The 14,242-nt window shown below is 68.9% G+C and carries 11 protein-coding genes; 3 read left to right on the top strand and 8 right to left on the bottom strand.

The window, feature by feature from the left end; all coding sequences use genetic code 11:
• Positions 1-84: 84 nt before the first annotated feature.
• Complete coding sequence (locus QF030_RS27170; RefSeq protein WP_307165229.1) at positions 85-591, bottom strand: DinB family protein; 507 nt, start codon at positions 589-591, stop codon at positions 85-87.
• Positions 592-688: 97 nt separating this feature from the next.
• On the opposite strand from QF030_RS27170, the gene QF030_RS27165 reads away from it, so the two are divergent.
• Entirely contained in the window at positions 689-1,429 is a 741-nt protein-coding gene (locus tag QF030_RS27165; RefSeq protein ID WP_307165228.1) for a class I SAM-dependent methyltransferase, read from the top strand.
• A 111-nt stretch (positions 1,430-1,540) separates the two neighbouring features.
• Here QF030_RS27165 and QF030_RS27160 read toward each other — a convergent pair whose 3' ends face one another.
• The 7 genes from QF030_RS27160 to QF030_RS27130 all read right to left on the bottom strand — a co-directional run bounded on the left by QF030_RS27160 (position 1,541) and on the right by QF030_RS27130 (position 12,780).
• Positions 1,541-2,662 carry an ABC transporter ATP-binding protein gene (locus QF030_RS27160; protein WP_307165227.1) on the bottom strand — a complete coding sequence of 374 codons (1,122 nt, stop codon included), beginning with the start codon at positions 2,660-2,662 and terminating at the stop codon, positions 1,541-1,543.
• A 48-nt stretch (positions 2,663-2,710) separates the two neighbouring features.
• Positions 2,711-3,772, bottom strand: a complete 1,062-nt coding sequence (locus QF030_RS27155) for an ABC transporter ATP-binding protein (RefSeq protein WP_307165226.1) — start codon at positions 3,770-3,772, stop codon at positions 2,711-2,713.
• A 33-nt stretch (positions 3,773-3,805) separates the two neighbouring features.
• Entirely contained in the window at positions 3,806-4,786 is a 981-nt protein-coding gene (locus QF030_RS27150) for an ABC transporter permease (protein WP_307165225.1), read from the bottom strand.
• Between the two features lie 123 nt (positions 4,787-4,909).
• Positions 4,910-6,715, bottom strand: a complete 1,806-nt coding sequence (locus tag QF030_RS27145) for an ABC transporter substrate-binding protein (protein ID WP_307165224.1) — start codon at positions 6,713-6,715, stop codon at positions 4,910-4,912.
• 65 nt (positions 6,716-6,780) lie between these two features.
• A complete protein-coding gene (locus QF030_RS27140) occupies positions 6,781-7,815 on the bottom strand; it encodes an ABC transporter permease (protein ID WP_307165223.1) in 1,035 nt (344 codons plus the stop codon).
• Positions 7,816-8,486: 671 nt separating this feature from the next.
• On the bottom strand, positions 8,487-10,394 hold the full coding sequence (typA, locus tag QF030_RS27135) for a translational GTPase TypA (protein ID WP_307165222.1): 1,908 nt from the start codon (positions 10,392-10,394) through the stop codon (positions 8,487-8,489).
• Positions 10,395-10,557: 163 nt separating this feature from the next.
• Positions 10,558-12,780, bottom strand: coding sequence for an ABC transporter family substrate-binding protein (locus QF030_RS27130; protein WP_307165221.1), 2,223 nt, complete (start codon positions 12,778-12,780; stop codon positions 10,558-10,560).
• A 318-nt stretch (positions 12,781-13,098) separates the two neighbouring features.
• Here QF030_RS27130 and QF030_RS27125 point away from each other — a divergent pair, with 318 nt between their 5' ends.
• Positions 13,099-13,389 (top strand): hypothetical protein, encoded by a 291-nt coding sequence (locus tag QF030_RS27125; protein ID WP_307165220.1) that lies wholly within the window; start codon positions 13,099-13,101, stop codon positions 13,387-13,389.
• An 18-nt stretch (positions 13,390-13,407) separates the two neighbouring features.
• Positions 13,408-14,241, top strand: coding sequence for a hypothetical protein (locus QF030_RS27120; protein ID WP_307165219.1), 834 nt, complete (start codon positions 13,408-13,410; stop codon positions 14,239-14,241).
• Position 14,242 lies beyond the last annotated feature (1 nt).

The raw sequence follows: 14,242 nt of genomic DNA, 5'->3' as shown, positions 1-14,242 counted from the left end.
CGCCGATCTTTCAGCTGCCTTTCGCCCCGGCCGGACCAGCGAGAACCCGCTGCATACGGGGCGCGCGGCTGCGCCGGGCCCGCCCTACACCCCCGTGCGGCCGTCGATCAGTTCGCGCAGGATGTCGAGGTGGCCGTTGTGCCGGGCCGTCTCCTCGATCAGGTGCAGGAGGATCCAGCGCAGGTCCACATGGCGGCCGTCGCGCGTCGCGCGCTGTGCCTTGGTGCCGAGGTCGTGCCCGGCGACCAGTTCGCGGTGCCGCTCGGCGTGCTCGGCGTACTCGTCGAGCACCTGCGCGAGCGGGAGGTCGACGGCGATGCGCATCTCGCGGTCGGGGTCCTCGTCGGTCCACGGGCCCTCGTCCTCCTCGCCGAGGAACACGACCCGGAACCAGTAGTACTCGACCCAGCGCAGATGGTTGACCAGGCCGCTCGGGGTCATCAGGGGCGAACCCGGCAGGGGCGCCCTGCGGGCGTCCTCGGCGGAGAGGTCCTCGCACTTGGCGCGGGCGGTGTCGCGGGCGTAGTCGAGGAAGGTGGTGAGCTGGGTGCGCTCGTCCCACGCGGAAGGCATGTCGTCTGTTCTCGTCATCGCGCCGAGCATGTCCGGCCCCAGGCCCGCTTGTCGAGGGAATTCAGATGTTCTGGATCTTGTCCTGTGTCGTGCCGAGGTGTGGCACACTGCCGCGGTGGTCGATCATTCGTTCGCTGATCTGACACTCGCCGCGCTGTACGACAGCATCAATCCGTGGGGGCCGGACGACGACTTCTATCTGAACCTGGTGAGATCCGCCGACTCGGTGCTCGACGTCGGCTGCGGCACGGGCCGGCTCCTCGCGCGGGCCGCGTCGGACGGCCATCCGGGGCGGCTCACGGGCCTCGACCCCGCGGCCGCGATGCTCGTACAGGCCCGGCGCCGGGCGCCCGGCGTGGAGTGGTTGCTGGGGGACCTCGACACCCGTGTGTGGCAGGGCGACTTCGACCTCGTGATCATGACGGGCCATGCCTTCCAGGTACTTCTCGGCGACGAGGAACTGCGCGGGGCGCTGCGAGCCGTACGGGCAGCCCTGAGCGACGGAGGGCGGTTCGTGTTCGAGACCCGCAACCCGGCCGCGCGGGCCTGGGAGGGCTGGACCCCGGACCGCGTCCGCGAGGTCACCGACGCGGAAGGCCGGGTCGTACGGGTCTGGCACGAGGTGGCGGACGAGCCGTCCGGTGACCGGGTCACGTTCACGGAGACCTTCGACTCCCCCGGCTGGCCCCGCCCCCACACCGGCCGGGCCACCCTCCGCTTCCTCGCCCCGGGGAGCCTGACCGGTTTCCTGGCGGAGGCGGGGCTGCGGGTGGAGGAACAGTACGGGGACTGGAACCGGGGTCCGCTGACCGGGACGAGCCCGGAGATCATCACGGTGGCCACACCGGCCGGGTGACGCCGAGCGCCCCCCACCAGGGGCCCACCCCCGAGGGGCGTTGGGGAACGAGGCGACCGGCCACGCCGCACCCGCACCCGCACCCGCACCCGCACCCGCCGGGACGGCACCTCACCCGGCTCCCTCCTCCAGCGCCGCCAGCGCCGGGTCCAGCACGATGTCCTCCCCGCGCCCCTCGATCGTCGGCTCCTCCGGGAAATGGCAGGCCGTCAGGTGACCCTCGTGGTTCCCGGAGATCCGGACCAGCGGCGGCTCCTCGGCCGCGCACTTGTCCTGCGCCTTCCAGCACCGGGTACGGAAGCGGCAGCCGGTGGGCGGGTTGATGGGCGAGGGCACGTCACCGGCCAGCCGGATACGCTCCCGCGCGGTCGACTCGCCACCGGTCACGTTCACCTCGGGGACGGCGGAGAGCAGCGCGTGGGTGTACGGGTGCCGCGGCCGGGTGTAGATGGAGTCACGGTCACCGACCTCGATGATCTTCCCGAGGTACATGACGGCCACCCGCTGCGAGAAGTGCCGTACGACGGCCAGGTCATGGGCGATGAACAGGAACGCGATGCCGAGCTCCCGCCGGACCTGCTGGAGGAGGTTGACCACCTGCGCCTGGATCGACACGTCGAGCGCGGAGACCGGCTCGTCGGCCACGATCAGCTTCGGCTCCAGAGCCAGCGCCCGGGCGACACCGATGCGCTGGCGCTGGCCGCCGGAGAACTCGTGCGGGAAGCGGTTGTAGTGCTCGGGGCTGAGACCGACGATCTCCAGCAGCTCACGCACGCGCGCCTCGCGCCCGCCCGCGGGCTCGATCCCGTTGACCTCCATCGGCCCGGAGATGATCTTGCCGACGGTCTGCCGGGGGTTGAGGGAGGAGTAGGGGTCCTGGAAGATCATCTGGATCTCGGACCGGACCGGCGCCAGCTGCCGGCGCGAGGCGTGCGAGATGTCCTGGCCGCGGTAGGTGATGGTCCCGGCCGTGGGCTCCAGGAGCCGGGTGATCAGCCGGCCGGTCGTGGACTTGCCGCACCCCGACTCCCCCACCAGGCCGAAGCTCTCGCCGGCCCGCACGCTCAGGTCGATGCCGTCGACGGCCTGAACCTGGCCGACCGTACGCCGGATCGGGAAGCCGCCCTTGACCGGGAAGTGCTTGGTGAGCCCTGACACGACGAGCAGTTGCTCCCCCTCGCCGTCGGCGCCCGCCTCGCGCGGGGCGGGCAGAGCGAGTTCCTCATTCTTCACGTGCTCCTCCTGGCCTTCTTCACGTGCTTGCTCCTCAAGGTCCGGCCCCTACCCCAGGCGGGGCTTGATCTCGTCCACGAAGATGGTCCGCTTCTGTTCCGCGGTGAGGTGACAGGCGGCGGCACGGTCCGGGGCCGACAGGGGGCGTTCGGTGACGCACCGGTTGCCGCCGACCCGGTCCCGGAAGGTGCAGCGGGGGTGGAAACGGCAGCCGGAGGGCGGGTTCAGCAGCGACGGCGGGGCGCCGGGGATCGGGGCGAGCGGAGTGCCCAGGTCCGAGTCCAGTCGGGGCATGGAGTTCAACAGGCCCCATGTGTAGGGGTGTTGCGGTGAACGCAGCACCTGCTCGGTCGTCCCGCGTTCGATCGCGCCGCCCGCGTACATCACCATGATGTCGTCGGCCATGTCGGCGATGACACCGAGGTCGTGCGTGATGAAGATGATCGCGGTCCCGAACTCCCGCTGGAGATCCTTGAGCAGGTCCAGGATCTGCGCCTGGACGGTGACGTCGAGCGCGGTGGTCGGCTCGTCGGCGATCAGCAGGTCCGGGTCGCAGACCAGCGCCATCGCGATCATCGCGCGCTGCCGCATACCGCCGGAGAACTGGTGGGGGTAGTCCTTCGCCCGTTCCCGGGGGTTGGGGATGCCGACCTTGCCGAGCATCTCCACCGTGCGTTCCCAGGCGGCCTTCTTCGAGGCGCCGCGGTGCTTCATGTACGGCTCGGCGATCTGCCGGCCGACGGTGTAGTACGGGGAGAGCGCGGTGAGCGGGTCCTGGAAGATCATCGCGACCTTGTTGCCGCGCAGTCTCTCCAGCTCGGGCTCCCGGGCCGTGGTCAGTTCCTGTCCCTCCAGCAGGATCTCTCCCTCGACGGTGGTGAACATCGGGTTGTGCAGCCCGAGGACGGTCAGATTGGTGACGGACTTCCCGGATCCGGACTCGCCGACGATGCCGAGAGTGCGGCCCCGTTCCAGGTCGAAGGAGAGCCCGTCGACGGCCCGGACGGCACCGTCCTCCGTGCTGAAGCTGACGTGCAGGTCCCGCACCGAGAGGAACGCGCCCGCGCCGGCCGGGACGGGCGCCCCGGCCTCCTTGGTCACAGTGGTCACGACAAAGCTCCTGACGACAGTCCGGGAGACGGCCTAGGACAGCCGTACGCGCGGGTCGATGAAGGCGTAGCAGGCGTCGACGACGATGTTGCACAGCAGGATCACGGCAGCGGCGAAGAGCATCACGCCGAGCAGCAGTGGAAGGTCGCTGAACTGCACTGATTCCACCGCCAGATGCCCGAGGCCGGGCAGTCCGAAGGTGTACTCGGTGATGATCGCGCCGCCGAGCATCGAGGACAGGTCGATGCCGAGGATGGTGACGATCGGGATGAGGGAGCCACGCCAGGCGTACCGGAAGAAGACGTACCGCCGGCTCATGCCCTTGGCGCGGGCGGTGCGGATGTGTTCCTCCTGGAGCTGCTCGATCATCGACGAGCGCGCCATACGGGTGTACTGCGCGGCGAAGATCGTGGACAGCACGACCCAGGGGATCATCAGCCCGGTGAACCAGGCGACGGGATCCTGGGTGAGCTCGGTGTACCGGGGTTCGTCGAAGATGTGGGTCTGGTACACCAGCACGGCGAGGGCCAGCGGGCCCAGGAAGTAGATCTGCATCGAGCTGAGCACCATGGAACCCGCGGTGAACGACTTGTCGATGAGCGTGCCGCGCCGCCAGGCGGCCAGCATTCCGGTGCCGAGTCCGACGAACAGGAAGACGACGGTGGCGCCGAGCGCGAGCGAGACGGTGAGCGGCAGCCGGTCCATCAGCGTCGACCAGACCTGCTCGTTGGTGTGGTACGAGTAGCCGAAGCAGGGGGCGGGGCAGGGCCCCTGGGCGAAGTCGTCCCGGCCCGCGACCAGCCCCTGCAGGAAGATCCAGAACTGCTCGGGGATCGATTTGTCGATGCCGAGCGTGCGGTGGATGTTCGCCAGCGCGTCGGGCGTGCACGTCTTGCCGCACATCAGCAGCGCCGGGTCCCGGGGCATGCCGAAGAACAGCAGGAAGGCGACGACGGTCAGCAGGACCAGGATCACGAGCGAGCCGAGGGTCCGGCGAAGGAGGAAGCGCAGCATCTCAGTGGCAGCTTTCGGGCTCGTGAGGCCGGCTTTCGGAGCCGGCTCAAAGGGCCGTGCGGGCCGGTGCGCCCCGTCGTGGAAGCGGGACGGGACGCACCGGGCGCCGCGCTCGGGAAGGGGTTACTTCACAAACAGCCTGCGCGGGTCGATGCCGCCGATGACGTCGTCGTACACGAGGCCGCCGATCTTCGAGCCGGCGATCTGGGTCTGCTTGTAGTACGCCGTCGGGATGTTGGAGACGACGTCCTTCACGATGTACTCGTTGATCTTGTTCCAGGCCTCCGCGGCCTTGATCGGGTCGGTGATGGTGCTCGCCTTGTCGATGTCGGCGTTCACCTTCGGGTCGTTGACGTGCGAGTAGTTCGCCGCGCCGTCCTGGATCTGGCGTCCGTCGTACAGCGGCGGGATGACGGTCGAGGAGCTCGGCCAGTCGGCGCCCCACGCGGTGTGGTAGATGTCGAAGTTGTTGGTGACCTTGCCGACCTGGTCGTAGTACGTCTCGGCCGGGATCTCCTGGCGCTGGACGTCGAAGCCGGCCTTCTCCAGACCCGCGGCCATGGCGGTGGAGTACTGCTGGCCCTCGGGCGTGTTGATGTAGCCGAAGGTCAGCTTCAGGCCCACCTTGCCGGCCTTCTCCAGGAGCTCCTTGGCCTTGACCGGGTCACCGGCCGGCTTCTTCTTCTTGCCGAACGGGTCGAAGTTCGGGTTGTAGCCGGAGACGGTCGGGCTGATCAGCCCGCCGGCGACCTCGCGGGCCGCGGTACCGCCGTAGGCGCGCACGAACGGGGTGATCGGCAGGGCGTAGGCGATGGCCTCGCGGACCGTCTTGTCCTGCATCTCCTTCTGGGTCAGGTTGATGTCCATCTGACCCACGTACGGCTGGTAGCCGGAGACGGTGCGGGACTTCAGCGTCGCGTCGGCGAGCACCTTGGACAGGTTGCCCGCGTCGACCTCGTTGTTGAAGCTGACCGCGGTCGCGTTGGCCCCGGAGTCGTCGAGGATGGCCTTGGTGGAGTCCTCGTACTGCTTGTTGAACGCGAAGGTGAACCGGTCGATGTACTGGTGCCGGATCGGGTCGGTCTTCGGGTCCCAGTTGGTGTTCTTCACCAGGACCATGGACTTGCCGGACTTGAATTCCTGGATCTTGTACGGGCCCGAGGTCATCGGGGCCTTGTCGTACTTCTCCTTGGTGTCCTTCGCCTTCGAGACGAGCGAGTAGCCGGCCATGGCCAGCGCGTACGGCAGATCCGGCTTCGGCTTCTTGAACTTGAAGACGATCGTCTTCGCGTCCGGCGTCTCCAGGACGGTGTCCGGCAGGTGCTTGCCGCCGTACGGGCCGCCCTTCAGCAGGTCGCGGTACCCGGTGCCCGGCGTGTCGGCGAGCCACTGCTGGATGAAGGTCGGGCCGTTGGCGACGAACGGCGCGAACAGCCGCTCGAAGGTGTGGCGCACGTCCGTGGCGGTGATCGCGGAGCCGTCGGCCCACTTCACCCCGTCCTTCAGCGTGTAGGACCAGGTCTTCCCGCCGTCCGACGTCTTGCCGCTGTCGGTGGCCAGGTCACCGACGACCTCGTGCTTCTTGCCGTCCTCACCGGTCGCCTTGTAGCCGGTCAGACCGCGGTGGATGAGCTGCGACAGCGCCATCTCGTCGGAGACGTAGATCTGCCCGGGGTCGAGGTGCGCGTAGCTGTCTCTCTGGAGAACGGTGACCGCGCCTCCGGGCTTGGCGCCGGGGACCTCGGCGGCCGGACCGGTCGAGGCCTTGGTGTCGCCGAAGTCGATGGAGGACTGCTGGCGTTGGGCGTTCTCCTTGTCGTCCTTGTTGCTGCCTTCCTTGCTGCCGCCCTCGCTGCAACCGGAGAGCACGAGCGCTCCGGCAGCGACCAGCGAGAGCGCGGCGTACGCGCGGCGTCCACCCTTACCCATCACTCGTTTCCCACCCATCTCTGTGAGTCCAGCACTCTGTGAGTCCAAAGAACGTGATGTGCGGGTCAGCGCGCCGTCTTGGGGTCGAAGGCGTCCCTGACCGAGTCCCCGAGCAGGTTGAACGCCACGATGAAGATGATCATCGAGACACCGGGGAAGAACATGTAGGTGATGTCGTTCTGCATCACCAGTTCGGTCGCCGCCTTGGAGAACATCTGGCCCCAGTCCGGCGTCGGTTCGACCAGTCCCACGCCGAGGAAGGACAGACCCGCCTCGGCGGTCACGAAGTTCGGCAGCATGTAGGTGGCCTGCACCAGGATCGGTGTGACCACGTTGGGCAGGATCTCCTTGCGGATGATCCGCCCCGGTGGCGCCCCGCTCACCTTGGCGGCCTCGATGAACTCCCGTTCCCGCAGGGCGAGACTGGTGCCGCGCAGGATGCGGCCGAGGCTCATCCAGCCGAGAACCCACTGCACCGAGATCAGGGCCACGACCCGGACGTAGACCGGCGTCTCGTCGCGCGGGCTGACGAACAGGGAGACCACGACCGGCATGCTCGCGATGAAGAACAGCTGGGCCGGGATGGCGAGCAGGAAGTCGATCACCCGGCTGATCAGGAAGTCCGTCCTGCCGCCGAGATAGCCGGCCGCGACCCCGAGGAGGATGCCGGTCAGCACGGTGGCGACGGTCACCGCGAGGGAGATCCCCAGGGAGTTGCGGATTCCGTAGAGCAGCTTGGTGAAGACGTCGTAGCCGTTGCCCGGTTCGAGGCCGAACCAGAACTCGCCGCTGATCCCGCCGTTGGGCTGCACCGGCACGCCCGCGCTGTCGAACAACTCCGGCCGTTCGTCCGCGTACACGGTGTACGGGTTCTTGCCGTAGAGCTTGGCGATCAACGGAGCGAGCAGGCCGACCAGGAAGAAGCACAGCACGACGTACGCGGAGATCACGCCCGTGCGGTCCCGCTTGAAGCGGAGCCACATGAGCTGACCGGGAGACCGGCCCACGGGCACCTTGGCCTCGGACGCCGCCGCCGGCTCCTGGTCGCCGTCGACCACGACCGACGTACCGCCGCCCTCGATGTCGGTAGGACTTGTCACAGTTCGCCCATTTCACTTCACGGGTGTGGGTGTGCCGAGCCGACGACGCACGCGGACTGCCGCGTGATCGCCGCTCGGTGCATGAAGGGACGCCGGGGCGCGCCGGACGGGCGGTGCCGAAGAAGCCGCAGCCGGACGCGCGTAGCCGAACGGCCGCGGTGGGCGGCCGGACGTCAGGTCAGTGACAGTCGCCGCGGGCGGGGGCGGGCAGACCGGTGATGGACCGCATGGGTCGTTCGACTGGCATGGGGATCCTCCTTGTGACTCCACGTGTTCACCGACAGGAGGGGGCGCTCGTCCGACCTCCGACACCCCTGACGGAGGGTCAGACACCCCCTGGTGCTCGCGAGTCGGCGCTGTCCCCACAGCGCGAGACCCATTGACCCGAGCGTTACGCGGCTAACTATCTGGCATGCGCCATGTGCCGACCACTGTCTTTAAATCTCAATTCAGTCACAGCTGGCGCCTAGATCTTCCAAAATCCGGACAAAGTCTCTGGCGCGAGAAGGCCGCGAAACGGACTTGTTACATGGGTATCGGGCGAGGATCTCCGCATTTCGGACAGACGGCACCGCGAGGGCTCCGAAAAACGGGTTGCGAAAAGCCCGGGCGTCCCCACGATGGGGACACCCGGGCTTCGGAGTGTGCTGCGGCGGTGAACTACCCGCGGATCAGCCGTGCTTGGCGCGGCTGGCGGTACGGGCACGGTCGCGCTGGTCGAGCACGACCTTGCGGATGCGAACCGCCTCCGGGGTCACCTCGACGCACTCGTCGTCGCGGCAGAACTCCAGCGACTGCTCGAGCGACAGCTTGCGCGGCGGCACGATGGCCTCGAACGAGTCGGCCGACGACGACCGCATGTTCGTGAGCTTCTTCTCCTTGGTGATGTTCACGTCCATGTCGTCGGAGCGCGAGTTCTCGCCGACGATCATGCCCTCGTACACCTCGGTGCCGGGGTCGGTGAACAGCACACCGCGCTCCTGGAGGTTCGTCATCGCGAACGCGGTGACGGCACCGGCGCGGTCGGCGACCAGCGAGCCGTTGTTACGGGTCGTCAGCGTGCCGAACCAGGGCTCGTGGCCCTCGTGGATGGAGTGGGCGATACCCGTGCCGCGCGTGCCGGTCAGGAACTCGGTACGGAAGCCGATGAGACCGCGGGAGGGCACGACGAACTCCATGCGGACCCAGCCCGAACCGTGGTTGGACATGTTGTCCATCCGGCCCTTGCGGACGCCCATGAGCTGCGTGACCGCGCCCATGTGCTCCTCGGGCACGTCGATCGTCATGCGCTCGACCGGCTCGTAGACCTTGCCGTCGACGTCCTTCGTGACGACCTGCGGCTTGCCGATGGTCAGCTCGAAGCCCTCGCGACGCATCTGCTCGACCAGGATGGCCAGCGCCAGCTCACCGCGGCCCTGCACCTCCCAGGCGTCGGGACGCTCGGTGTCCAGGACGCGGAGCGAGACGTTACCGACCAGCTCGCGGTCGAGGCGGTCCTTGACCTGGCGGGCGGTGACCTTGCGGTCCTTGACCGCGGCCTTGTTCTCGGCGCCCTTGCCGGTACCGCCCCGGCCGACCAGCGGCGAGGTGTTGGTGCCGATGGTCATCGAGATGGCCGGCTCGTCGACCGTGATGAGCGGCAGCGCGATCGGGTTCTCGGGATCGGCGAGGGTCTCGCCGATCATGATCTCCGGGATACCGGCGACGGCGCAGATGTCACCCGGGCCGGCCTTCTCGGCGGGCCTGCGGGTGAGCGCCTCGGTCATCAGCAGCTCGGTGATGCGCACGTTGGACATGGTGCCGTCGCGCTTGATCCACGTGACGGTCTGACCCTTGCGCAGCTCGCCCTGCTCGACGCGGAGCAGCGCGATACGGCCGAGGAAGTTGTCGGCGTCCAGGTTGGTGACGTGCGCCTGGAGCGGAGCCGCCTCGTCGAACTGCGGGGCCGGGACGTGCGACAGGATCGTGGAGAAGAACGGCTCCAGGCTGTCGCTGTCCTGCGGGACCGTGCCGTCCTCCGGCTTGGTCAGCGAGGCGACACCGTCACGCGCACACGCGTAGACGATGGGGAACTCGATCTGCTCCTCGTCGGCGTCGAGGTCGAGGAAGAGGTCGTAGGCCTCGTTCACGACCTCGTCGATGCGCGAGTCCGGCCGGTCCGTCTTGTTGATGCACAGGATGACGGGCAGGCGGGCCTGGAGGGCCTTGCGCAGCACGAAGCGGGTCTGCGGCAGCGGGCCCTCGGAGGCGTCCACCAGCAGCACGACGGCGTCGACCATCGACAGGCCGCGCTCCACCTCGCCGCCGAAGTCGGCGTGACCGGGGGTGTCGATGATGTTGATGGTGATGACGTCCCCCCCGTCCTTGGGGTGGTACTTCACCGCCGTGTTCTTGGCGAGGATCGTGATGCCCTTCTCACGCTCCAGGTCGTTCGAGTCCATCATGCGGTCGTCGAGCGACTCGGCAGCGTGCGCGGCGAAGGCACCGGCCTGCTTGAGCATGGCATCGACCAGAGTCGTCTTGCCGTGGTCGACGTGGGCGACGATGGCTACGTTGCGAATGTCGTGGCGCGTGGCCATAAAGCGGCGTTCTCCCGGAGTGTGAGGGCGACCCTGCTGCGTACGTCTGTGTTACGCGGGCCCTGCCGGGCTTGAGGACGCCACGGCCTCACCCCATGGTACGTGGCCCGGCGGGGGACGGCCCCCGCAGGGCCACTCGGCTCACTTCGAACTCACCGCGCGCTCACTTTGGGGAGGGGCTCGCGGAGGCCTTGGCGCCCTTCTTCAGAAAGCCCATGTCCTGGTAGACGGGGGTCTGGAAGCCGAAGGCACCCGCGTTGACCAGGGTCTTGCGTACCGCGGTGAGCTGGGGGCGCTGATAGAGAGGAATCGATCCGGCAGCCGCCCAGATGCGGGAGTCGGCCTTGCGGATCAGGGACCGCTGTTCTTCCTCGTCCAGGGTCGAGACCGCCTGCTCGAACAGTTGGTCGACCTGGTCGGTGCCGACCCGTGTGTAGTTCTGTTCGACGCTCAGCGAGCCGTCGGCGGCCGGCACCGGCTTGGCGTAGATCGGCCGGGCGTCGGTGGCGGGGAAGGCGGACCCGGGCCAGGAGTACAGCGCGAGGTCGTACTGCCCGGAGGCGATGTGGTCCTTGAAGTAGCTCTCGTCCGAGACCTTGGTGATGTCCGTGCCGATGCCGACCTTCGCCAGCATCCTCGTGATCCGCTCGGCGACCGCCGCCAGCGGCTCCGACCCGGGGCCGGACGGCAGCACGAACCGCAGGCTGAGCGCCTTGCCGTCCTTGGCCAGCGCCTTGGCCGGGGCGGCGGCCGGCGCGGCGGTGCCCTTCGGGGCGTAGGCGCCGGGGGCGCCGCCCTGGTGCAGCTGCTTGAACTGCTTGCCGTCCTGGGCGAGCTGCCGGCCGCCGTCGTCGCTCCTGCGCGCGCTCTCGCCCTTCGTGACGTGTCGCTTCTCCTCGCGGCCCGTCCTGGCCGGCGCCTTGTCGTCCGCACCGACGATGTACGTGTCGTCGCCGTCCGCGGAGTCGTCCTCGTCCTCGGAGCCCGCCTTCTTCCCCGCCGACCCGGCCGCCTTCTCGCCCTTCTCCTGCTTCTTGACCGGGCCGCCGGGCACCCACCCGGCGTCCGCGAGCAGCGCCTGCGCCTCGGTGGTGTCCTGGCCGCCCAGCGCCCCGCTGTTGTCGGCGTACGCGTCCTGCCCGGCCAGGGCCAGATGGCTGCCGACCGGCTCCGCGGGCAGACCCAGCGGCTTCAGCACGACCTTGGCCAGTGCCCTGCGGTCGAGCGCGCGGGCGACGGCCCGCCGCACCCGCTCGTCCGCCAGCGGTCCGTCCGCGCCGTTCAGCGCCAGCTGGGTGTACGCCGGCTCCAGCGATCTGCGCACCTCGAAGTCGCGCAGCGCCTTCTGCTGCTCCTCCCACTTCGCGATCGCCTTGGTCAGCTTGGTGCGTGCCTCGGTCTCGTCCTCGGCCGTGTCCTCGTCCGAACCGTGGGCGAGCGCCCAGGAACGCAGCGCCTTCGCGGCGGTGCGCCCGGAGCCGGGACCGGCGAGCGGTCCGGCCGTGCCGTTCGCGGCGCCGTCGACGCGCTGCGCGGCGGCCGGGTCGATCTCGGCCAGATCGATCTTCCCGGCGGCCAGCGCGGACGTCCGCTCGTTCCTCGGGACGGCCGTCAGCACGATCTCGGACAGCTTGGCCGGCCGGCCCCACCAGCGGTCGTTGCGGGTGAGCCGCACCTCGTCCTTCTTGCGGTCGACCTTCTTCACCACGAACGGACCGGCGGTCACCTTGAGCTTGCGGCGCGCCCCGTCGTTGAACGCGTCGGGCGTGCCCATGACGTCCTTGGGATACAGCGGGGAGAACAACGAGCGCCAGTCGGCGTAGGTCCGCTTGAAGGTGACCCGGACCTCCAGGTCGTTGTCACCGCGCTCGATCTTCTCGATGCGCTCGTAGCCGGCGTTGCGGGCGGTCCAGTAGGCGCTGTCCTTGCCCGCCAGGGCCCGCCACTGGGCGGCGAAGTCGGCGGCGCCGATCTCCCGGCCGTCGCTCCAGACGGCCTGCTGGTTCAGCTTGTACAGGACGACCTGCTTGGGCTCGGTGTCGACGACCTTCGCCGACTCCAGATAGTCGGAGTCGCGCTGCGGGCGCCCGGCCGCGTCGAGCCGGTACATGGAGGGCAGGACGGCCTGGGCGACCCGGGTGGTCGTGGCGTCCGCGTCCGACTGGAAGGTGTTGAAGGTCTCCGGCACCGCGTCCACCGCCCAGCGCAGGGTGCCGCCCTCAGCGATCCGGGCCCGGCCTGCCGGGGCGATGTCCTGGCGGGCCAGGGGCTTGCCTGCCTCGTCCGCGGATCCGCAGCCGGACAGCAGGGGCACCGCGAGCGCGCCCGCGGTGAGGAAGGCGACCGAGCGCGTGACCGCGCGCGGGCCGACGCCGTCGTGGGACATCTCTGGTACCTCCGGTGAGCCGCTGCCGCCGGTGACCCGGCACCCCAGGACACATGGACGCGAATACGTCGATGCGGGTGCGTTTTGATCACGTTTGGCGGTATTTTGGAGTTGATCAGATCTATGGCTCACTGAAGAGGAAAGGGTTCGCCTGCCGTGGGCGACACGGCGGCAGGGCCTGCCGAGGCCACTCGTGCGGAGCAACGCACCCGCCAATCGCTGCATACGCCTTCACATCCACCGGTGTGACGCGCAACACTCGCAGGCGCATGAACGTTGCCGTCCAGGGCCCAGCCCACACGGAAGCGAGGACTGCTCATGTCCGTGCACGACGATCTGACAATGGCGCAGCGCTGCCTCGACGACCTCTCCCGGTCCGTCGGCCGCCTCGAGCAGCAGCTCGGCAGCACCGACCTGGAAATGCGCCGGGTCCGAGCCGACGCCGACCATCTGAGGGAGAGCGTCGCGCTGCTGCGCGCGGCCGTGTCCCAGCCCGGCTCGTCGCGCAGGCCGGAGCTCGTCACCATCCCCGACACCCCCTACGACGACTCCCTGTGGATCGACACGGACGACGAGGGACTCGGCACCCGGGGCCGGCACGCCCCCTGACCCGACCGGAGTCCTGAGTTGGCCACTGGTACGGAACCCTCACCCACCGACCACCGTCCCCCGAGCGGCGTACGCGGCGCCGGGCGCGCCGCGATCGCCGCTCCTCATCTGCGGAGCGACCGCTGGTGGCTGGCTCCCGCGGCCACCACCGCCGGCCTGCTGGCCTTCGTCGTCTACTCGACCTGGCGGGCCTTCGCGAACGCGGACTACTACGCGGCGCCCTACGTCTCGCCCTTCTTCTCGCCGTGTCTGGCGGAGAACTGCCAGAGCATGCGGTCCGGTCCGAACTGGGACCTGTTCGGCGGCTGGTGGGGCCTCTCCCCCGCGATCCTCATCCTGATCTTCCCGCTCGGCTTCCGCCTGACCTGCTACTACTACCGCAAGGCCTACTACCGCGGCTTCTGGGCGTCGCCGCCCGCCTGCGCGGTGGCCGAGCCCCACCGGAAATACACCGGCGAGACCCGCTTCCCGCTGATCCTGCAGAACATCCACCGGTACTTCTTCTACGCCGCGATCCTCGTCGCCGGGATCCTCACCTACGACACCGTGCTCGCCTTCCGCGACGAGCACTACGCGTGGGGCCACATGGGCCTCGGGACCCTGGTCTTCCTGGTCAACATCGTGCTGATCTGGGCGTACACCATCTCCTGCCATTCCTGCCGGCACATCGTCGGCGGCCAGCTGAAGCATTTCTCCAGACACCCCGTGCGCTACCGGGCCTGGCGGTTCGTGGGGAAGCTCAACGCCCGTCACATGCTGCTGGCATGGGTGTCGCTGGTGAGCGTGGCGCTCGCCGACTTCTACGTGTATCTCGTCGCGTCCGGCGTCTTCGACGATCCGAGGTTCTTCTAGA

It is taken from the genome of Streptomyces rishiriensis (assembly GCF_030815485.1).
In the GTDB taxonomy this organism is placed as follows: domain Bacteria; phylum Actinomycetota; class Actinomycetes; order Streptomycetales; family Streptomycetaceae; genus Streptomyces; species Streptomyces rishiriensis_A.
The sequence above is the reverse complement of the archived record's forward strand: the minus strand, read 5'-3'. Positions and strand labels throughout refer to the sequence as shown.

What these genes read in the sequence shown, in the direction of transcription:
- QF030_RS27170 (WP_307165229.1), bottom strand. Translation starts at nt 591, where the DNA reads ATGACGAGAACAGACGACATGCCTTCCGCGTGGGACGAGCGCACCCAG.
- QF030_RS27150 (WP_307165225.1), bottom strand. Translation starts at nt 4,786, where the DNA reads ATGCTGCGCTTCCTCCTTCGCCGGACCCTCGGCTCGCTCGTGATCCTG.
- QF030_RS27145 (WP_307165224.1), bottom strand. Translation starts at nt 6,715, where the DNA reads ATGGGTAAGGGTGGACGCCGCGCGTACGCCGCGCTCTCGCTGGTCGCT.
- typA (WP_307165222.1), bottom strand. Translation starts at nt 10,394, where the DNA reads ATGGCCACGCGCCACGACATTCGCAACGTAGCCATCGTCGCCCACGTC.
- QF030_RS27130 (WP_307165221.1), bottom strand. Translation starts at nt 12,780, where the DNA reads ATGTCCCACGACGGCGTCGGCCCGCGCGCGGTCACGCGCTCGGTCGCC.
- QF030_RS27125 (WP_307165220.1), top strand. Translation starts at nt 13,099, where the DNA reads ATGTCCGTGCACGACGATCTGACAATGGCGCAGCGCTGCCTCGACGAC.